The sequence below is a fragment of the Pelorhabdus rhamnosifermentans genome (assembly GCF_018835585.1).
In the GTDB taxonomy this organism is placed as follows: Bacteria; Bacillota; Negativicutes; order UMGS1260; family UMGS1260; genus Pelorhabdus; species Pelorhabdus rhamnosifermentans.
In genome coordinates, this window is record NZ_JAHGVE010000001.1 from 259,128 (window position 1) to 280,312 (window position 21,185).

At 38.7% G+C, this 21,185-nt stretch carries 22 protein-coding genes and 1 pseudogene; all 23 read left to right on the top strand.

All coding sequences use genetic code 11. From position 1 onward, the window contains the following. The first annotated feature begins 13 nt into the window (after positions 1–13). Positions 14–1,123 carry a glycosyltransferase family 2 protein gene (locus tag Ga0466249_RS01295; protein ID WP_215827629.1) on the top strand — a complete coding sequence of 370 codons (1,110 nt, stop codon included), beginning with the start codon at positions 14–16 and terminating at the stop codon, positions 1,121–1,123. Positions 1,124–1,180: 57 nt separating this feature from the next. After that, positions 1,181–2,116: an NAD-dependent epimerase/dehydratase family protein gene (locus Ga0466249_RS01300; protein WP_215827630.1), complete on the top strand. Its 936-nt coding sequence runs from the start codon at positions 1,181–1,183 to the stop codon at positions 2,114–2,116. Positions 2,117–2,129: 13 nt separating this feature from the next. After that, positions 2,130–3,362 (top strand): DegT/DnrJ/EryC1/StrS family aminotransferase, encoded by a 1,233-nt coding sequence (locus Ga0466249_RS01305; protein ID WP_215827631.1) that lies wholly within the window; start codon positions 2,130–2,132, stop codon positions 3,360–3,362. Between the two features lie 80 nt (positions 3,363–3,442). After that, on the top strand, positions 3,443–4,633 hold the full coding sequence (locus Ga0466249_RS01310; protein WP_215827632.1) for a glycosyltransferase family 2 protein: 1,191 nt from the start codon (positions 3,443–3,445) through the stop codon (positions 4,631–4,633). Between the two features lie 19 nt (positions 4,634–4,652). Beyond that, entirely contained in the window at positions 4,653–5,201 is a 549-nt protein-coding gene (gene pseH / locus Ga0466249_RS01315) for a UDP-4-amino-4,6-dideoxy-N-acetyl-beta-L-altrosamine N-acetyltransferase (protein ID WP_215827633.1), read from the top strand. Between the two features lie 35 nt (positions 5,202–5,236). Continuing rightward, positions 5,237–5,539: an acyl carrier protein gene (locus tag Ga0466249_RS01320; protein ID WP_215827634.1), complete on the top strand. Its 303-nt coding sequence runs from the start codon at positions 5,237–5,239 to the stop codon at positions 5,537–5,539. Beyond that, positions 5,539–6,237, top strand: coding sequence for an SDR family NAD(P)-dependent oxidoreductase (locus Ga0466249_RS01325; protein ID WP_215827982.1), 699 nt, complete (start codon positions 5,539–5,541; stop codon positions 6,235–6,237). Before Ga0466249_RS01320 ends, Ga0466249_RS01325 begins: the two co-directional genes overlap by 1 nt. 1 nt (position 6,238) lies before the next feature. Continuing rightward, positions 6,239–7,588 carry an ANL family adenylate-forming protein gene (locus tag Ga0466249_RS01330; RefSeq protein ID WP_215827635.1) on the top strand — a complete coding sequence of 450 codons (1,350 nt, stop codon included), beginning with the start codon at positions 6,239–6,241 and terminating at the stop codon, positions 7,586–7,588. Positions 7,589–7,592: 4 nt separating this feature from the next. Next, entirely contained in the window at positions 7,593–8,549 is a 957-nt protein-coding gene (locus tag Ga0466249_RS01335; protein ID WP_215827636.1) for an ATP-grasp domain-containing protein, read from the top strand. Positions 8,550–8,554: 5 nt separating this feature from the next. Further along, positions 8,555–9,235, top strand: a complete 681-nt coding sequence (locus Ga0466249_RS01340) for an HAD family hydrolase (RefSeq protein WP_215827637.1) — start codon at positions 8,555–8,557, stop codon at positions 9,233–9,235. 32 nt (positions 9,236–9,267) lie between these two features. Then, on the top strand, positions 9,268–10,317 hold the full coding sequence (gene pseI, locus Ga0466249_RS01345) for a pseudaminic acid synthase (RefSeq protein ID WP_215827983.1): 1,050 nt from the start codon (positions 9,268–9,270) through the stop codon (positions 10,315–10,317). Positions 10,318–10,330: 13 nt separating this feature from the next. Further along, positions 10,331–10,546 (top strand): acyl carrier protein, encoded by a 216-nt coding sequence (locus tag Ga0466249_RS01350; protein ID WP_215827638.1) that lies wholly within the window; start codon positions 10,331–10,333, stop codon positions 10,544–10,546. Positions 10,547–10,552: 6 nt separating this feature from the next. Then, positions 10,553–12,199: an HAD-IIIC family phosphatase gene (locus tag Ga0466249_RS01355; RefSeq protein WP_215827639.1), complete on the top strand. Its 1,647-nt coding sequence runs from the start codon at positions 10,553–10,555 to the stop codon at positions 12,197–12,199. Positions 12,200–12,233: 34 nt separating this feature from the next. After that, positions 12,234–13,058: an AAC(3) family N-acetyltransferase gene (locus tag Ga0466249_RS01360; RefSeq protein ID WP_215827640.1), complete on the top strand. Its 825-nt coding sequence runs from the start codon at positions 12,234–12,236 to the stop codon at positions 13,056–13,058. A gap of 11 nt (positions 13,059–13,069) precedes the next feature. Further along, positions 13,070–14,362 (top strand): DUF4910 domain-containing protein, encoded by a 1,293-nt coding sequence (locus Ga0466249_RS01365; protein ID WP_215827641.1) that lies wholly within the window; start codon positions 13,070–13,072, stop codon positions 14,360–14,362. A gap of 216 nt (positions 14,363–14,578) precedes the next feature. After that, positions 14,579–15,757, top strand: a complete 1,179-nt coding sequence (locus Ga0466249_RS01370; RefSeq protein ID WP_215827642.1) for a glycosyltransferase — start codon at positions 14,579–14,581, stop codon at positions 15,755–15,757. 341 nt (positions 15,758–16,098) lie between these two features. After that, entirely contained in the window at positions 16,099–16,392 is a 294-nt protein-coding gene (locus tag Ga0466249_RS01375) for a zinc-ribbon domain containing protein (protein WP_215827643.1), read from the top strand. Between the two features lie 146 nt (positions 16,393–16,538). Further along, entirely contained in the window at positions 16,539–17,303 is a 765-nt protein-coding gene (locus Ga0466249_RS01380) for a basic amino acid ABC transporter substrate-binding protein (RefSeq protein WP_215827644.1), read from the top strand. A 127-nt stretch (positions 17,304–17,430) separates the two neighbouring features. Next, the gene (locus Ga0466249_RS01385) at positions 17,431–18,096 is read left to right on the top strand and encodes an amino acid ABC transporter permease (protein WP_215827645.1); all 666 of its coding nucleotides are present in this window, start codon (positions 17,431–17,433) and stop codon (positions 18,094–18,096) included. Continuing rightward, on the top strand, positions 18,083–18,802 hold the full coding sequence (locus tag Ga0466249_RS01390; protein WP_215827646.1) for an amino acid ABC transporter ATP-binding protein: 720 nt from the start codon (positions 18,083–18,085) through the stop codon (positions 18,800–18,802). The genes Ga0466249_RS01385 and Ga0466249_RS01390 overlap by 14 nt, the downstream gene beginning before the upstream one ends. A gap of 226 nt (positions 18,803–19,028) precedes the next feature. Further along, a complete protein-coding gene (gene hpf, locus Ga0466249_RS01395; RefSeq protein ID WP_215827647.1) occupies positions 19,029–19,556 on the top strand; it encodes a ribosome hibernation-promoting factor, HPF/YfiA family in 528 nt (175 codons plus the stop codon). A gap of 169 nt (positions 19,557–19,725) precedes the next feature. Beyond that, positions 19,726–20,964, top strand: coding sequence for a flagellin lysine-N-methylase (fliB, locus tag Ga0466249_RS01400; RefSeq protein ID WP_215827648.1), 1,239 nt, complete (start codon positions 19,726–19,728; stop codon positions 20,962–20,964). Between the two features lie 6 nt (positions 20,965–20,970). Next, positions 20,971–21,093 (top strand): annotated as a pseudogene (locus Ga0466249_RS01405) (sigma 54 modulation/S30EA ribosomal C-terminal domain-containing protein); the annotation flags it as partial. Positions 21,094–21,185: the final 92 nt, after the last annotated feature.

Genomic DNA, 21,185 nt, shown 5'->3' on the forward strand with positions numbered 1-21,185 from the left:
TGGAGGGGTTAATTTGTCATTACCCAAAATATCAATAATTACTGCTACTTTTAATAGTGAGAAATTTTTAGAGGACACTATATGTAGTATAATTTCACAGAGCTATCCTAATATAGAACATATAATCATTGATGGTGGATCTACTGACAAGACTCTGCAAATTGTTGATAAATATGCTGATAAGATAGCAAAGGTTATCTCGGAACCTGACGATGGTATCTATGATGCTTTTAACAAGGGGATAGATCTTGCTACAGGTGATGTGATTTTTTTCCTTAATTCTGATGATTATTTAGCTGATAATAAAATTATTGAAGAAGTTCTGAATGTTTTTCGATTCGATCCACGAGTGAATATTGTTTATGGCAACGTAACATTTATAGATGAAAAGAGTAAATATGAAAGTATAGTTGGCCAATTGACAACCGTGGAAGATTTAAAACAGGGTCGCATGCTTCCGTTTGCGGGTTTCTTTGTACGCAAGAAACTATTTAAACAGTATGGACAGTTTGATTTGTCTTATAAAATAACCGCTGATTTTAACTTTGTAAGTAAATGTTTTTTGAATGAGCCAGAGGCAACTTTTTATATAGATAAAGTAATTGCCTTTTTTAGAACTGGTGGATTAAGTAGTAATCCAATATTTCACAGAAATTTAATTAAAGAACAGAATGAAATAATTAGTAAACATTTTGGTATATCAGATACTGTCCAAGAGACGACTACGGATGTTAATGGTTTGTATAAGAGTTGGTTAGATATATTATTGCTGCAAAACAGAGGGATTTCTAATGTGTTACATATGTACGATGTGCAGAATGTCGCCATATTTGGCACAATGAAAACAGCACATTATTTATTGGAAGATTTAAGAAAGGAAAAAATTGATATTGTCTGTTTTTTAGACAATAATAAAAATATGCACAATCGTGCAATACAAAATATAGATATTTACTCGCCTGAACGGTTATTAGAGCATCCCAAAATTGTTGATGCGGTTATTTTATCAATTGAAAGTTATCGTGATGTAGAAATCAAAAGTGATCTTGAAAAGCTGTTAGAGGGTTCAAATATCAAGATTTTTTCGTGGAAAGAGTTAGTCAAAATGTCTACTGAAATCTAAGGATTAGGAGAATACAAAATTTAAAAATCCAGTTTTCATAAGTGAGGAATAAAAAAAATGCGTCTGTTACTAACTGGTGGATCAGGTATGGTGGGGCGAAATTTTTTAGAACATCCGGATAGTAGTAGTTTTGATGTTTTATCTCCAGCAAGTTCTGAACTAAACTTGTTTGATTATCATGCTGTTGAAAACTATCTACTGCAAAATAAGCCAGATATTATTATTCATGCTGCAGGGCGGGTTGGTGGAATCCAAGCGAATATACGTCAACCAGTAAGATTTCTGTTAGAGAATCTTGATATGGGGCGTAATATTGTTTGGGCAGCTCGGAAAGCAGGAATAAAACAGTTTATTAATCTTGGAAGCTCTTGTATGTATCCAAGAGATACTCTCAATCCACTCAAGGAAGAATTAGTACTCAAAGGAGAGCTTGAACCTACAAATGAAGGGTATGCATTGGCCAAAATTACGACTGCTCGCTTATGTCAGTATATAACAAGTGAGGATAGTACTTATCAGTATAAGACATTGATACCTTGTAATCTTTATGGTCGTTGGGATAAGTTCGCTCCAGTTTATGCCCATTTGATTCCTGCTGTTATTCGCAAAATACATGAAGCAAAAGTACAGGGGAAAAATACGGTTACCATATGGGGAGAGGGGACTGCAAGGCGGGAGTTTATGTTGGCAAGTGATTTTGCCAGCTGTTTAATAAGGGCGGTCAATCATTTTGAGACATTGCCTGCAATGATGAATGTTGGAATAGGTCGAGACTATACAATAGATGAATATTATAAGGCTATTGCAGAAATCGTTGGATATAAAGGAAGTTTTGTTCATGATCATTCTAAACCAGCTGGAATGAAACAGAAGATCGTCGATATTTCAAAACAGATAGCATGGGAATGGCAAGCAAAAACCAGCTTATGTGAAGGAATTACAGCGACATATAAATTTTTTATTGAAAATTATGTAGCACAAATAGTTTGCTGAAAGGAAGAGAAGAGTGCGAAAAAAAATTGGTGTGGGTTATGCCTATGTTAGTGAATTAGAAAAGAAATATGTAAATATGGCTTTAGATGCAGGCAGACTTTCACAAGGCGAATTCGTATATAAGTTCGAAAGACAATTCGCAAAGCTGCATAATCAGAAGTATGGAATTGCATGTAATAGTGGAACTTCTGCATTGCATGCTGCATTAGAGGCATTAAAAGAAAAATATAATTGGAAAGAAGGCAGTGAAGTTATTGTTCCGGCCATTACCTTTATTGCTACTTCAAATGCTTGTCTTCATGCTAGGCTGAAACCTGTTTTTGTGGATGTTGATTCTTTATCCTATAATATAAATCCGAAATTAATTGAAGAAAAAATCACCAAAAATACGGTAGCTATTATGCCTGTTCATACCTTTGGACAACCATGTGAAATGGACGAAATTGTAGCTATCAGTAAAAAATATCATCTTAAGATAATAGAAGATTGTGCTGAGGCTCATTTTGCTGTATATAAAGGACAACCAGTAGGGAGTTTTAGTGATATTTCTGGTTTTAGTACTTATGTGGCGCATACGATTACTACCGGGGTTGGTGGAGTTATTACTACTAATGACTCAGAATTAGCAGAAATATGCCGTTCTCTGATTGCACATGGACGAGCTTGTACATGTGAGAAATGCGTAGCTTCCAATTCGGAGTATGTTTGCAAACTACGTATGCAAACCGATATTGATAAACGTTTTATGATGGTAAGGATGGGATATAGTTATAGAATAGGTGAACTTGAAGGTGCTCTTGGAATTGCTCAATTGGAAAACCGTGAATATATTATGCAGACACGTAAAGAAAATGCAGCGTATCTTACGGAGCGGTTTAAAGATTATGAAGAGTTTTTCCAGCTACCTTATTATCCTAAGTATATTGATCATTCTTTTATGATGTATCCAATAGTAGTAAAGAAAACAGCACCATTTTCACGCAAAGAAATAATAGATTTTTTGGAACAGAATAATATTGAAAGTAGACCTATGCTTCCTCTGTTAAATCAGCCGATCTATAAAGAAATATTCGGTGATATTGAAAAGAACTATCCTGTGGCTCAATGGATAAATAATAATGGATTTTATATTGGATGTCATCATGGATTAAATGAAGATGACCTAGAATATATTGTAGCCAGGATAGCTGAGTTTATACAAGGCGTAAAGAAAGCTAAACAAACAACATCAATTGTTACTAAATAATCTAGTCGAAAATCTTATGCTTTTTTATAGGATATTTTTTTAAAATGTCAAATGAAGACTAATGAATATGGAGAATAACTATGAATTTATGTGATAAAAACATAATGATTTCAGTTGTAATCCCTGCTTATAATGTTGCAAAATATTTGGAACAAGCAGTTAACAGTATTTTGAAGCAAACGATTCTTCCCTATGAAATCATTATTATTGAGGATTGTAGTAATGATGAAACTTATTCTGTAGCAATGGAGCTTGCTAAAAATAATCCAGTGTCAATCAAGGTATATAAACAAGAAGAAAATAGTGGAGTTTCTGCTGCAAGAAATAAGGGAATTGAATTAGCGCAATCAGAATGGGTATTATTTATGGATGCTGATGATATTGCAGAACCAGCGCTTGTAGAAAAGGAGTGTCGCCGCGTTTATGAACTACAAAGTGTATGGAAAACGCCGGTTGTACTTGTGCATAGCGCCTATAGACAGGTTACGGAGGCTGGAAAATCATTAGGGCTTCTTAATTGGAAACAGGTTCAACCTGAAGAAATACTAGGATATGAATTAGTTAGAAATCATATTATTTCCACATCAGGTGTTCTGGTAAATAAGGACGTAGTACTTCGCGTTGGAGCGTTTAACACAGCCTTGAAGTATTCTGAAGATTGGGATCTATGGCTTAAACTGGCACAAGTTGGCGGATTTGGTTATGTCGATGAACCACTTGTATGTGTGCGAAGACATGATGGAAATGCATCTGGGAAATTGGCCAATATGCTTGATGGCGCGAAGGGTATTCTGAAACGCTATGATGTTTCCTTTATTGAGCGAGCAATTCATCAGCGGAAGCTATCATGGGAAGTGAATCAAGCAGATTTTATAGAGCTTCTTTATAGGCTAGATAAATGGCAAGAGGGATATGTTTTTGTTAGTACATTGATTGATCAACATCCTTCATTGGCTAGTGGCTATTTTCTTGATAGTTTATATCATTTATACTACCACAGTTGGGATAAGGCAAAGCAGTCATTGCTTTCTACAATCCACTATAACCCACAGCATGGTGCTGCCTTGAATAATTTAGGTGCAGTTTTAGGGATACAAGGAGAATATAGTCAAGCTAAAGAATATTTTAGACGGGCAAGTATGCTTTTCCCTATGTATATGGATGCAAATCATAACTCAAGTATACTAGGTAAATATAGTATGATACCAGTAAATGAAGTTAAATTTACTTGGCGTGAGTTGCGACCAGTATTGTTATCTTATACGGAGTAAGTGAATTGGAGGTGAAATAATGCCAAAACGTGAAGATTATCAGCTAAGATCCATGGCAGAAACGGATTTGGAAATTGTACTTAACTGGCGTAATTCAGATCATATACGGGCTAACATGTATAACGATCATATTATTACTATGGGAGAACATCAGGCCTGGTTTGCGAGAATGAAACAAAGAGAGGAAAGTGTTTTTCAGATATTTGAATTTCGTTCTCGTCCTGTGGGATTAGTGAATTTTACGGAAATAGATCAGAGCAGCAATAAATGTGTTTATGGATGCTATATAGGTGAGGACAAAGTATTACCTGGTTTGGGAGCCTATATGGAGTTCTTTGCTCTTGACTATATTTTTTTGGAAAAAGCTATTAGAAAAGTAAGTTGTGAGGTCTTTACATTTAACCAACATACGATTGCTATGCATAAAAAATTTGGCTTTAGAGAAGAGGGTTATCTCTCAAAACATATTCTTAAAAATGGTGCTTATAACGATATAAGGGTGTTGGCAATTTTCAATGAAGATTGGTTAAGTAAAAAGCCTCAATTGGAAAAAATATTGTTTAGATGACTAAGATAATAAATGGAGAGTTGGAGGTAGGGGTCATGGAACAACAAATATACGATTTGATCATAAAAGTATTGGCTGACTATAATGAGCAAAATGAAGAGCAGCGAATTTCTGTAGAAAAAGGAATGGATGCTCCGCTATATGGACTAGGTGGAACATTGGATTCTTTAGGTTTAGTACATTTTATTGTGGATGTGGAACAGGAGTTAGAAGATCAGATGGATGTTACCTTAGAAATCGTTAGCGAGAAAGCAATGTCTCAGACGACGAGTCCATTTTTGACCATCGGAACTTTAACGAAATTTATTCAAAAGTTGATACAAGAGCGTGATGAGTGATGGCTAGTTCTGTTACACTGATTACAGGTACGAGCAGAGGAATTGGTAAATATCTAGCCGAGTACTATGTGTCATTAGGTCATCAGGTTATTGGCTGTAGCCGACATAGGCCAGAGTGGTCGCTGGAGAATTATGAGCATTTTGAGGTTGCCGTAAATGATGAAATTGGTGTAAAAAAGATGTTTTCTGCCATTCGTAAAAAATATGGGAAATTGGATCACTTGATCAATAATGCTGGCATTGCTTCGATGAATCACTTTATGCTGACTCCAGTGGATACAGTGCGTAATGTCTTGGAAACGAATCTAATTGGTACTTTTTTGGTGACGAGAGAAGCAAGTAAATTGATGCAAAAACAAAAACAGGGGCGCATTGTTAATTTTTCTACTGTAGCTGTACCATTAAAGTTGGAAGGAGAGGCGATTTACGCTTCATCTAAAGCTGGTGTTGTTACGATGACACAAATACTTGCCAAGGAATTAGCTGAACTTGGAATTACAGTGAATGCCGTGGGTCCCACTCCCATCAAAACGGATCTGATACGTTCTGTTCCAAAAGACAAAATTGAGCGGTTGGTCGCACAGCAGGCGATAAAAAGATTCGGTGAGTTTCAAGATGTAGTCAATGTTATAGATTTCTTCTTACGCCCAGAGAGTAACTTTGTTACTGGGCAGATAATTTATCTTGGGGGGATATAACATGTATATTAATTTTTTAATGGAACGATTCGAGCAACAACGAACAAAAAAATTTATGGTTTGGCATGAAAAATTCTTTGATTACCAATGGTTGTTCCAACGTGTTAACTATTGGAAACAGATGATTGCAAATGAAGAAATCGAATTAAGTTCCGTTGTAGCTGTATATGGTGATTTTTCGCCAAATTCGGTTGCTTTATTTTTAGCATTAATCGATCATCAGTGTATCGTGGTTCCTCTTACAGAATCGGTATTACATAAAAAAGATGAATTTTTGGAAACGGCGCAAGTGGAATGTCTTATTTCCCTTAATGAAAGTGATGAAGCAAAAATAGCACGTTTAGAAAATCAAGCAAGTCATCCAATGCTTCAAGAACTGAAAATAAAAAAATGTCCTGGTCTGATTTTGTTTTCTTCTGGCTCTACAGGAAAAAGTAAAGCTGCAGTCCATAATATAACGGGAATGCTCGAAAAGTATCAAACACCACGTCCATCGCTCAAAACGATTACTTTTTTATTGTATGATCATATTGGCGGCGTAAATACTATGTTGCATACATTGTCTAATACTGGCTGCATATATACTTTAAAAGATCGCAATCCTGGTACAGTGTTGGCAGAAATTGAAAAACATAAGATTGAATTGTTGCCGACTTCACCGACGTTTATTAATATGATTTTATTAAGTGAGGCTTATAAACGATATGATTTAAGTAGTTTAAAAATTATTAGTTACGGTACTGAGCCAATGCCGGAAAGCACTCTTAGGCGATTACACGAACTGTTTCCTAGTATTAAACTTTTGCAAACATACGGGTTATCCGAAGTTGGGATTTTACGCTCTAAATCAAAGAGTTCCGATTCTTTATGGGTGAAGGTTGGCGGGGAAGGGTTCGAAACCCGCATTGTCAATGATATGTTGGAGATCAAGTCCCGTTCTGCCATGATGGGGTATTTAAATGCACCTAGCCCATTTACTGAAGATGGTTGGTTTAAGACTGGCGATGTTGTAGAACAAGATGGCGAGTATATTAAAATCTTAGGCAGAATATCTGAGATTATTAATGTGGGTGGGCAAAAGGTTTATCCGGCGGAAGTCGAGAGTGTTATCCAAATGATTGATAATATTGCTGAAGTGACTGTGTACGGAGAGCGAAATCCTATAACAGGTAACTTCGTTTGTGCTAAAGTTAGGTTAGCTAAAGAAGAGGATAAAAAGCAAGTGATTTACCGTATTAAAAATGTGTGTAAGGATAAGTTGGAATCTTTTAAAGTTCCCGTTAGAATTAAAGTGGTTCAAGAATTACAGCATAGTGCACGCTTTAAGAAGACACGTTGCGGTGGAGTTTGAGGGTATGTTTACCATACTCTTTACAGCAATCGGTAGGCGAGTGGAGCTAATAAAAGCTTTTCAGGAGTCTTTAAAAAGAAAAGGTATTGACGTAAAAGCATTAGGAGCCGATGCCAATCCATTGCTGGCATCGGCGGGGTACTTTGTGAACCAAGTTTTTCCTGTATCATGGGTGAATGAGGCGGGGTATATTGAAGCATTGCTGGAAATTTGTCATGCGCAGCAGGTAGACATGCTTGTTCCATTATTTGAACCTGAATTTTCTGCTCTTGATAAGCATCGGCAAGCATTTTTTAATGTCGGTACCTTTGTATTGCTTTCTAATCAAAATGCCCTGGAAATCTGCAATGATAAGTTTAATACTTACAAGTTCTTTGTTGAGAGTGGAGTAAAGACACCGAAGACTTTATTAGCAAGTGCCTTATCTGAAGACATTTCTTTTCCTATGTTTGTAAAGCCTTGTTCAGGTATGGGATCACAGGGAGCAAAAAAGGTTGTCTGTCCTATGGAATTAGAGAGTGCTTTAAGGTATGATCATAATATGATCGTTCAGCAGTTTATTAGCGGAACAGAATATACGGTGGATGTGCTGGCTGATTTTGACGGACAGGTGTTGGCCGTAGTGCCTCGTGAACGGCTGGAAGTACGTTCAGGTGAGGTGAGTAAAGGGAAGACAGTGGATCGCCCGGATATTATTGAGCAGGCAGTTGCGATTGTTGAAAAACTGGGTGCCATGGGTCCGTTGACGTTGCAGTGTATGGATACGGGAAGTGAGATTTACTGGATCGAGATTAATCCGCGGTTTGGTGGTGGTGTGCCTCTCTCGATTCAAGCGGGTGTGGATTATCCTTATATGTTGTATCAGTTGGCCCAGGGACAAAAGGTGCAGCCTTGTATCGGGCAGTATAAAAAGAATTTTCTTATGCTTCGGTATGATCAGGCTGTATACGCTGAAGGATGAGCCGAATGATATTTGTTTTTGATTTGGATGATACATTATATGATGAAAAAACCTTTGTCTATAGTGGATTTCGGGCTGTAGCCCGATTTCTGCTTGAAACTTATGCGATCCCTGAGAATGATAGTTATTCATTGATGATTGACCGCTTAAAACACGGTAGGGGTCGAATCTTTGATGATACGCTGCTGCCTTTTGGAGTTTACTCTAAACGTGTTGTTTTGCAGTGCCTTGGCGTATATCGGGGGCATCATCCGAAAATTGAGTTGTATGCTGACGCCATCAGGTGTATGGAACGGTTGAAGAAGGATTCGGTGTATATTGTTACAGACGGAAATAAACTTGTGCAGAAAAATAAATTAGTAGCTCTGGGACTTTATAATACTGTTAAGTTCTGTTTCATTACCCATCGTTATGGTGTACAACATGCCAAGCCGTCACCGCACTGCTTTCTGAAGATTTGTGAACGGGAAAAAGTTGTACCGTCAGAGGTTGTTTATATTGGGGACAACCCTTACAAGGATTTTGTCGGTATCAAGGCATTGGGATTTAAAACGGTTCGCATGATGCGTGGGCACTTTAAAAGTATTGTGAAGCCGGGCGAGTTTGAAGCACACATTCAAATTCAGTCTTTAGATGAATTGACAGAGGAGTTATTGCAAGATCTATCTAAAATATCGTATCAATAAGCCTGTTAAGGCTGTAATAGGGAGGCTAGATGATGCATCCAATTCAAATGAAACAATTTTCCCTTGGCAAAAATGAGCGACCCTTTGTTATCGCTGAAATGTCCGGCAATCATAACCAATCGCTGGAGCGGGCATTAAGTCTTGTCGATGCCGCTGCAGCAGCAGGAGTTCAGGCACTCAAGTTACAAACGTATACGGCGGATACGATGACGCTGGATATTGATGATAAGGAATTCCATATTGATGATGCGAACAGCTTATGGCAGGGGAGTTCGTTGTACAAGCTATATCAACAGGCCTATACGCCATGGGAGTGGCACAAGCCTATCTTTGACCGTTGTCGTGAGCATGGAATTCTGGGGTTTAGTACTCCTTTTGATGATTCGGCGGTGGATTTTCTGGAATCTCTGGCTGTACCGGCTTATAAAATTGCTTCTTTTGAATTGACGGATCTCCCTTTAATCCGTAAAGTTGCGGCGACAGGTAAACCCATGATTATGTCGACGGGTATGGCGACAATTGCCGAAATTGATGAATCCGTAACAGCAGCGAGGGCGGCGGGCTGTACAGATCTAGTGTTGCTTAAATGTACCAGCACCTATCCGGCTTCACCGGAAAATTCCCATCTTATGACTTTGCCGCATATGTCAGATTTGTTTCAATGTCCGGTTGGTATTTCCGATCATACATTGGGAATGGGCGTTTCATTGGCGGCAGTGGCTTTGGGGGCCGTTGTGATTGAAAAGCATTTTACGCTGTCACGTGCTGAAGGTGGAGTGGATTCTGCCTTTTCGATGGAGCCTGCTGAACTCGAGGCTCTAGTCAAAGAAAGCCAGGGGGCCTGGCAGGCACTAGGACAAATTCAGTATGGTCCGACAGAAGCGGAAAGGCCTTCGTTAAAACATCGCCGTTCGCTATATATTGTGGAGGATCTTCAGGCCGGAGATGTTTTAACGGCGGAAAATGTGCGGGCTATTCGTCCGGGAATGGGATTAAGCCCCAAATATTATGAAGTTGTGCTTGGTAAACGGGTAAAAAATTCGGTTACCAAAGGAACGCCTGTGGCGTGGAATTTATTTTAGAGGAGGGGCCACATTGAAAAAATTATTCGCTATCTTTAGCCGGGTGATGAAGGTTCCAGAAGAGAACTTGTCATTGGAAACAAGCAAAAATGAGCTGGAAAATTGGGATTCCCTGGCTCACTTACAAGTCATAGCTGAAATCGAGGAGGCTTTTTCCGTTTCTATTCCTTTTGAAGTGATTGCTCAGTTAACAACAATTGGTGATTTTGCGAAATACATAAAGGAGTGAAGCAGGGTGAACATTGCGATTTTATCGAATGTTAATGTGGATCTTCTGACAAAAAAGTTTACAACGGGAATGGCTGTTTTTTCACCGGCAGGCTATGGAGTTTGGATTCAGGAATTGTTAAATGAAAGCTCACAATTATACCACTTTGAACCTACTTTGGTATTTGTATTGCTTGATGCACGGGAATTGTTTGGTATAGAGCCGTCTGTTGAAGAATGTCTGACAGAAATTCAGCGGCTGCAAGTTTATTTTGAACAAATTTTGCAAAATAAACCACATATTAAATTTTTTATTTCTGATCTGGACTATCCTGAAAGGAATATTTCTCCTTATGGAGTTCGGTCTGTAGCTTCACAGGCTGAACTTGCCTGGAATACAATGCTGGTCCAATTAAGTCAAAAGTATTCTAATTTATATGTTTTTCGGCTAAAAGAATTGGTCTGTCAAGTAGGACGGGAAAAATTTTATTCACCCAAACTTTGGTACTTAGGCGGAATTAAATATTCGGGCACAGGCGATTCGCTGATTGCCGGTAAAATCGAGCAGATCGCGTCAATAAAGAACGGCGCGAGAAAAAAATGTCTTTTGCTTGATTTGGATAATACTCTCTGGGGCGGAGTGGTTGGTGAACTGGGGCCCAAGGGGATTGAACTGTCTGATTTTAAAGAAGGCGCTCGCTTTAAAGATTTTCAGCAAAAAATTAAGGAAATTAAAGAAACTGGCATTATTTTAGGATTGGTATCGAAAAATAATTGGACGGATGTATGTGAAGTCTTTGAGCAGCATAAAAGTATGGTGCTTCATGAAAATGATTTTGCTGTAATTAAGGTGAATTGGCAGGATAAGGTGGATAATATCCAGTCCATTGCTCAGGAATTGAATATTGGATTAGATTCCATTGTATTTGTTGATGATAACCCCGTAGAACGGGACGCAATAAAACAATTGTTACCTGAAGTCTCGGTACCTGATTTTCCTCAAGATACGACTCAATTGGAAAATTTCGGTGTAAAACTGTGGGAGGATTACTTTTTTGCTTTGGAGCTTAGCGAGGAAGATCGGAGTAAAACAGTTTTATATCAGCAGAATCATCAGCGGGCGGAAGCGCTAAAACATGCTGTTGACATGGGAGATTATTTACAATCCCTTGCTACAGTGATTTCAATTTGGCCTGTGCGTGTGGAAGATGTCGAACGGGTTAGTCAATTGACTCAGAAAACGAATCAATTTAATTTGACAACGAAACGTTACTTGGAAGAAGAATTGATTTATTTTCTGAAATCACCAGCCTATAGCGTATATGTTGTATCTGTCAAAGATTGTTATGGTGACAGTGGAAAAGTAGCTGTGCTTGTCCTTAAAAAAGAGGCTGACAAGGTGAAATTGGAGAATTTCGTCATGAGTTGTCGCGTTATGGGGCGTAGGATTGAAGATCAGCTGTTGGATTATATTGAGCAGCAAATGAAGCAAGCTGGATTTTCCCAATTGATTACTTATTATTATCCAACAACCAAAAATAAGCCTGTGGAAGGTCTTTTTGATCGGTTGGGTTATGAGCTTATCGATCAGGATGAAGCAGGAAATAAAACGTATGTACTTGACCTTAAAAATTGTCCTGAACGAGTGCATTATGCACGTTTAGTAGAAAGCTAATCAGACAGATTATGTAATTGGGGGAATCTTGGGGATGGTTGAACGGCCGTTATATAAAACCTCACAGGGTGTTTTAACTACGCTGGATGTCAAAGCAGCGTTGGCGGAAATTGGTATTTGTGCGGGCGATGTTATTTTTGTTCATTCTGATATTAGTGCTTTTGGAAAAATGGCGAATTTTGATCGGGACATGTTGCTTGGTTCGTTAGTAGATTGCATGTCTGAAGCAGTGGGTGACACAGGTACTTTGATCATGCCAACTTTTAGCTATAGTTTTTGTAAAGATGAAGTTTATGATTTAGCTGCAACGAAGTCGACAGTGGGAGTGTTAACGGAATTTTTCCGCAAACAGCCGGGTGTGGTTCGGACTCGTCATCCGATCTTTTCAGCCGCGATTCGGGGTGCCAAGCAAGAGCTTTTATTGCAAATAGATAATGACTCTTTTGGTCAAAATTCGATATTTGGCAAGTTACGCGATCTAAAGGGCAAAATTGTAATTTTTGGTTCTAGTTTTCGCTCATCAAGTACCTTTTTGCATTATGTGGAACAATCATTTGGTGTATCTTATCGATATTTGAAAACATTTGAAGGAAAAATTCATGAAAACGGAAGGACTCATTCGGCTACAGCAACCTTTTTGGTGCGTTATTTAGACCGGGTGGTAGAACTAGATACACAGCGCATGGAGAAGTATTTGTTGAAAAACGGCATTATGCGTTCTGTGAAACTGGGCGAGGGCACTATTCTTGTTGTGAATGCACAGGAACTATTTGATGCGGGGATGGAATGGCTTGAACAGGATCGTTATTTCTTATTAAGTCCCAATTCGCGGCAGTCTTTGCAAGCTTTGGCAGATTAAGGGGGGGTTACATGCAACAGGAAACAGAGCAGGGTAAGACGATGTATGAATTGCTGGAAAAACTTTTTCCTATTTGTCGCAGTATCACGGGAAATGGGTTTCGTGAATCCTTGAAGCTTATTCAGCAACAGATACCGGTTGGTATGCACGAGGTGCCAAGCGGTACGAAGGTGTTTGATTGGACGGTTCCTAAAGAATGGAATATTCGTAATGCCTATATTGAGGATGAAGCAGGTCATAAAATTATTGATTTCAAAAAAAATAATTTGCATATTGTTGGCTATTCGGTATCCGTGGATAAAGTGATTGATTTGGAAGAATTACAATCGCATTTATATTCGCTTGAACATCAGCCAGATGCCATCCCTTATGTTACCTCTTACTATAATGAACGTTGGGGATTTTGCCTTACTCAGCAGCAGCGGGATCAGTTGGTTTCTGGAAAATATCATGTGTATATTGATAGTGAATTAAAACAAGGTTCTTTAACTTATGGTGAGTTGATTATTCCTGGTCGTACTGAGCAGGAAATATTTTTGTCCACTTATCTGTGTCATCCTTCTATGGCTAATAATGAGTTATCGGGACCGGTTGTTACAACGAATTTGGCAAAATGGCTGGCAAGTGCACCAAGAAAATATACCTATCGCATTATCTTTATCCCTGAGACGATTGGTTCGCTGACGTATCTGAGCCGCAATATCGAGGCAATGAAGCGAAATATTGTTGCGGGCTTTAATGTGACTTGTGTTGGCGATGAACGTGCTTATTCCTTTGTGCCCTCTCGCTATGGAAAAACGCTGGCTGATAAGGTAGCTTTGCATGTTTTGCAGGTGAAAGCTCCTGAATTTGTTCGTTATACCTATTTGCATCGTGGTAGTGATGAACGGCAATATTGCGCTCCAGGCGTTGATTTACCTGTTGTTTGTGTTATGCGGAGTAAATATGGAAACTATCCGGAGTATCATACTTCATTGGATAATCTGAGCTTTGTAACTCCTCAGGCTTTGCAGGATAGCTTTGAATTACTTAGGGATTGTATCGAATTATTGGAGCGCAATGAGCGATATCAAGTGAATTGTTTGGGCGAGCCGCAGCTTGGTAAAAGAGGCTTATACCCAACATTGAGTGCCAAAGGATCTTACGGCGGTGTGTATCATATGATGAATTTCCTTGCTTATGCTGATGGAACAAATGATTTAATGGATATTAGCCAGCTTATTGGTGTGCCTGTTTCTGAATTATATCCTATTGTAGATAAGTTACTTGAAAATAAAATAATTTCTCCGAATTGTTTTCACTAATTTTTTACTTTGATGTTTTATTTTTCTTGCAATTCCACAGGAAAAATTCTATGATTAAATATAAGAATGTGGAGTAGTCACACAAGTATCTTTTAAGCTGCTAACAATAGAGGCTAAGGATTTATTGCTGATATGATGATAGAGAAATACTACCCGACTATTTGTCGGGTTTTTTTGTTTATACGAAATTAATTTATTTTATGGGAGGAAGTTATTTTGCGAATTATCCTTTTGCGCGGTCAGTCGCAATATGACGTATTAGGAATTTTTATTGATCAACTGGCTGTAGCTTTTAATCTTTGCAACATTGAAACGCATGTACTCAATATATTGGATGCCGATATGGAATCTCAACTTTTACAATTATTAGAGAAAAAAGTTGATTTTTTTATCAGCTTCAATCTGACGGGATTATTGAAGGTGAATAATTGCGAATGGTTGTTTGATGCCTTAAATATTCCTTTGATTTCTATTCTTGTTGATCATCCGATTCATCATTTATCACGATTGCAAGCAGGAATACAACATCTCTTAGTTGGTGTGGTAGATCGCGGTATGTTACCCTTTTTACAGCGCTTCTTACCGGAAATTCAATCACCATTTTTTTTGCCCCACGGAGCGATTGAATGTTCACATTCATTGCCTGCTATTCCTGATGGGCAGCAGAAAAAGCATCAGATACTGCTCTCTGGTACTTATTCTAGCTTAGAGGGAATTACGAATGAAATTCAAGCTATGCCTACGGAAATAAAAAACCTGTTGAGGGATATTATTGACCATGGGATCTGTCATGAAGGTCGATCGCTGATCGAAATAACAGAGTATGTTCTGTCTGAGAAAAATATTTTGGATGAAACTGTGTTAGTAGATCTTTCTATGACGTACTTGGAATATGTCGATAAATATATTCGTTCATATTGGCGGGAAAATGCCATCGATGGGTTGTTAAGCAATCAATGGAATGTGGCTGTTTGTGGTAATGGCTGGGAAAATCATCCTAAGTCTGGTGATTTATCTATCTACTCTGCAAGATCTGGTTTGGCTGTGATAGAATTAATGCACCAGGCCGAGATATGTCTTGATGTAGGTGCAAATTTTATTTATGGTGCTCATGAGCGAACTTTGACAGCTATGTTGAATTATATTCCAGTAGTGGTACATAGAAATGAATTTTATCAGAAAAATTTTGAGGATCAAAAACAGCTTATGCTTTATTCCCATAATAATAAAGAAGAATTAGCAGAAAAGATTTTCGCTTTGTTAGATCATCCAGAATATCAAATTGAAATGGGCATGGCGGCCCATGATGCTGTCGCTACTCGACACACTTGGCTACGGCGTGCTAAGAGCATTTTATCTCACTTTTATTTGTATCAGGATCGGACAAGGCAGTAAAACGCATGATATAGATTTCACTAATTTTTTACTTTGCTGTTTTATTTTTCTTGCAATTTCTGGTTAAAGATTCTATAATCTAGTGTAAGAACCTTTTTGCTTAGGTCTGTGGTTGAAAATCGATGCCAGTCGCAGGCAAAACGATCCACGTAAGGAGTCAAAAAATGATTTTGAGCATGGTGCGGCTTAGAAGTTAGACCTGCCGGCAAAAGAACCGAGAGAAAGAGTCGTGAGGGGATTAAGTTCCTAGTAGCTAAATTTCCAGCAGGCGAGTGTGGGGGCAAAGACCAGGTCGGCTAAGCATGATGGTTTTAAAAACATATGGTGAGGGGATATCATCAATGGCTTTCGAAGACAAGACGCTTAAATGCAAGGATTGTGGGTCTGATTTTATTTTCACCGCTGGCGAACAAGAGTTTTATGCAGAAAAAGGTTTTGAAAATGAACCAGCACGTTGCCGTGATTGTCGTATTGCACGGAAACGCAATCGTGATGGCGGAGATTATCAAGCTCCCCAACGTGAAATGCATGAAGTAGTTTGTGCTGAATGTGGCGTAGTCACACAAGTACCTTTTAAGCCGCGTAATGATCGTCCGGTATATTGCCGTGACTGTTTTAACAATCATAGAGGCTAAGCATTGATTCCTAACATGATAACGAATAGCACCCGACAAGAATGTCGGGTTTTTTTTGACCTTTTTTCTTGATTTTTTATGCACGTTTGATGTATAATTAAAAGAAAATGTACCGTAAATGAAATGATAAATGAGGAGGATAAGAAATGTTAAAGTGTAAGAAGTGGATTGCCTTCGGGTTAACCTTGATGGTGTCTGTTATGTTAGGCGGGTGCGGTGGTCAGTCAGCGAATTCCAAAGTTTTGAAAGTGGGGATGGATGCTGCTTTTGCACCTTTCGAATTTCAAGATGACAAAAGTAATGAGTATGCAGGCTTCGATGTGGATTTAATGAAGGCCATTGGCAAACAGCTTGGCATGGAAGTACAATTCCAAAATATTGGTTTTGATGGACTTATTCCTGCTTTGGATTCGAATAATATTGATGTCATTGCCTCAGGGATGACGATTAAAGAAGAGCGGAAAAGTAAGGTGACTTTTTCGCAGCCTTATTTTAAATCGGGTCTATCGATTTTGGTGAAGGGCGATAATCAGACAATTCATTCCTTTAAAGATTTAGAAGGTAAAAAGATTGCAGTGCAAATTGGCAGTTCGAGTGCCGATCTTGCTAAGAAGATTGCGAATGCCCAAGTTCGTGAATTTAATACACCGCCTGATGCTTTCATGGAATTAAAAAGCGGTGGTGTAGAAGCGGTCATCAATGATTTACCAGTCAATCAGGATTATATCAATCATGCGCCAAGCAATGAAGTAAAAATAGTGGGTGATTTGCTGCAAGCCGAAGATTATGGTTTGGCTGTGGCTAAGAAGAATACGGAACTGGCGAAAAAGATTGATGATGCCTTAAGTACGTTAAAGCAAAATGGCGAATATGATAAAATTTATCAAAAATGGTTCGGTGCGAAAAAATAATTTCTAAAGTGCCTCCGCAAGGAGGTGCTTTTTTTATATGCAAAAACTCCTTGCACTTTTATCCTAAATCTATGTATAATTATCAATGAAACAGCATGTAAGCCTGAGCTTGTAAGGAGATTTTGTTATGAATTTTGATTTTCAACTAATAGTAAATTCATTTCCCCTGCTTTTGGCTGGAGCAGGAATTACTGTTGAAATTACGACAATGAGTGTGACATTTGGCCTTTTAATTGGCATGTTTGTGGGGATTGGGCGTCTTGCAAAGACAAAGCTTGTTGCTTGGCCTGCCGCGATTTATGTGGATTTTATTCGTGGCACACCCCTGCTTGTGCAAATTTTTATTATTTATTTTGCTTTGCCCATGATTGTGGGGCAGCGCATTGATCCTTTTATTGCGGCGATTACAGCTTGCAGTATTAATAGTGGCGCTTATGTGGCGGAGATTTTTCGCGGCGGCATTCAGTCCATAGACAAGGGGCAGATGGAAGCGGGTCGTTCCCTTGGCATGACATGGGGGCAGACCATGCGATTTGTGATTTTGCCTCAGGCTTTTAAGCGGATTATTCCACCGCTTGGCAACGAATTTATTGCTATGCTCAAGGATTCATCCCTTGTTTCTGTCATTGGTTTTGAAGAACTGACGCGGCGGGGACAGCTGATTATTGCCCGGACCTACGGTTCGTTTGAAATTTGGCTGACTGTGGCTTTCATTTATTTGGTTATGACGCTAACGATTTCGCGGTTTGTTGCTTATTTGGAGCGGAGGTATAAAATCGATGATCCACATTGAGAATATTCATAAACAATTTGGCGATCTTCAGGTTCTGAAGGGGATTGATCTTCAGGTGGCTGAAAAAGAAGTGGTTGTCATTATTGGTCCGAGTGGTTCTGGAAAGAGTACGCTGCTCCGGTGTATGAACTATTTGGAAGAACCCACAGACGGACTGATTACGGTCGATGGCATTTCGCTGACAAGTGAGGCGAATATTAATAAGGTCAGGGAAGAAGTCGGTATGGTTTTTCAGCGCTTTAACTTGTTCCCCCATATGACGGTCCTTGATAATATTACACTGGCTCCTATGAAGGTTCGTAAATTAGCAAAGTCTGCTGCCCAAGGGGCGGCGCGGACTTTATTAACGAAGGTTGGCTTGTCTGATAAGGCGGAGGCTTATCCTGAACAGCTTTCAGGAGGACAGCAGCAGCGGGTAGCCATTGCTCGGGCACTAGCCATGCGGCCCAAGGTCATGCTGTTTGATGAACCGACTTCGGCTCTTGATCCGGAGATGATTAATGAAGTCCTGGATGTTATGAGGGATCTGGCTCGTGAGGGTATGACCATGGTCGTTGTGACTCACGAAATGGGTTTTGCCAAAGAAGTAGGGGACCGTGTTGTTTTTATGGATGGCGGAAAAATTGTGGAAGAGGGTCAGCCTGAACAGATTTTTGGTCATCCCCAGGAAGAAAGGACTCGCGCATTTTTGTCGAAAATTCTGTAGACCTTAGAAATGAAAACTGCACGGGATTCGTATGGCTAGTGCTCCACTGTTCTACTTGCTTCCCGCTTATAGCAAAACAATTCCTGTGCCTGGTTAGTGTTTGAAAAGACCGTGTTAGCGGTCTTTTCTTATTTTTTTATTAAAATGTTGTTAAGATTCATACAGGAATTATTAAAGGCGTGGTGAATTATACTAGTAGGAGACAGGAAAGAAGGGGATGTTATTCATGAAAATGAACGTACGCGGAAAAAACATCGAAATTACGCCAGCTTTACGAGATTATGTCGAAAAACGCGTAGGTAAAATCACAAAATATTTTGATGCTATTGGTGATATTTCTGCCGTCCTCAAAGTGGAAAAAGGTCATCATATTGTGGAGGTCACTGTACCGATTAATGGCATGCTATTACGGGGTGAAGAATCGACAAATGATATGTACACTTCCATTGATCTCGTTGTTGACAAAATTGAAAAACAAATAGAAAAATATAAAACGAAAATTTCTCGTAAGCTGAGATCCGGAACCTTTCGGGGTGATTTGGTACCGAATGTGAAAGAGACGGATCAAGAAGAATTTAAACTTGTACGGACGAAACGGTTTGCTGTGAAACCCATGGCAGCGGAAGAGGCCATTATGCAAATGAATCTTATTCATCATGATTTCTATGTTTTTATGAATTCCGAATCAGAAGAGGTCAATGTGATTTATCGTCGTAGGGACGGAAATTACGGTCTCATTGAACCGGAGTTTTAACTTAAAATTAAATATGTTATTAGGAAAAGCTGGGGAAAATTCCCGGCTTTTTACCTTTAGACAGGTATTTTTTGACTTTTCATAGACCTCCTGTTAAAATCATATTGCTAAGAATGTTAGAAAGGGCACAACTGTTAGCTGGGTGTTATTATAAGGGAGAGGTGACTTGATGCAAGGGAAGATGAGACCTATTTTACAACCTCATTACATGGAAAAATTTCACTGTATTAGTGAACAATGTGAAGATTGTTGTTGCATGGGGTGGCAAGTTCCAATTGATCATAAGACTTATCAAAAATATCGCAATTGTTCGGATAAAATTTTACAGCCCCAAATGCATCAGCAAATTACTCGTGTTCGCACTAATGCCAGTGAATTTAATTATGCTAAAGTAAGACTTAACGAAGAGAGTAGCTGTCCATTTTTGGATGAGGAACGATTGTGTTCCATTCAACGGAGACTGGGTGAAAAATATCTTTCCATTACATGTACCACCTATCCTCGAGTGACAAATCTTGTGGGTGGAAAAATGGAAAAGTCATTAACTGTATCTTGTCCAGAGGCGGCACGGTTAGTTTTATTAAATTCCGCATTGATGGAATTTGATCAAGCTGAAGAGGACAGCGCGATACGAAATCATGTGTTATATAAAGTAAATCCTGATGCTGTCTGTGTATCACCAAGCAAGTATTTCTGGGATATGCGGATATTTATTATTACATTATTGCAGGATCGTTCTTATTTTTTATGGCAAAGACTGATTATCTTGGGACTCTTTTGCCAGCATCTGACGGACTTGGTTAGTCAGGGAAAAAGTCATGATATTTTGCAAGCTATTACTCTTTATACTCATCGCGTACAGACAGGGGCTTATCGCGAGGAGTTGGAAAGGGCTCCCAAGAACATTATTGTTCAAATGGAATTATTTAATTTGTTGATTAAATGTCGGTTGGAAGGCGTGGTGAAAAGTCAGCGATTTGTAGAGTGTTTTAAGGACTTTTTTAATGGCATGGATTATGCGACCGGAGATAGTGAAGAACAGCTTGCTTTGCGTTATGAAAAAGCTTTTACACAATTTTATCAACCCTTTATGGGACAACATGAATATATTATGGAAAACTACCTTGTTAATTATGTCTTTAAGGAGTTGTTCCCTGTTCAGGGGCAAGGGCATATCTTTGATAATTATGTTTTGCTTGTTGTTCATTTTGCTATGATGAAAATACTGTTGACAGGTATGGCCGCTTTTTATAAGGAAAAATTTTCCGCCGATCATGTGATGAAAGCTTTTCAGTCGTACTCTAAAGAAGTTGAACATAATAAAAACTATTTGCTGGTAGTTATTCAATTTTTGGAAAGTAATCATTTTAATACGATGCCTTATATGAATGCTTTGATTAAGAATTGACCTGTAATTATGCAAATGAATCTGATTCATCATGATTTCTATGTTTTTATGAATTCCGAATCAGAAGAGGTCAATGTGATTTATCGTCGTAGAGACGGAAATTATGGTCTCATCGAACCCGAGTTTTGAACTTACAATTAAATATGTTATACTAGGGAAAGCCGGGAAAATCTCCCGGCTTTTACCTTTGAATCGGATGAACCACTTTTTGACTTTTCATA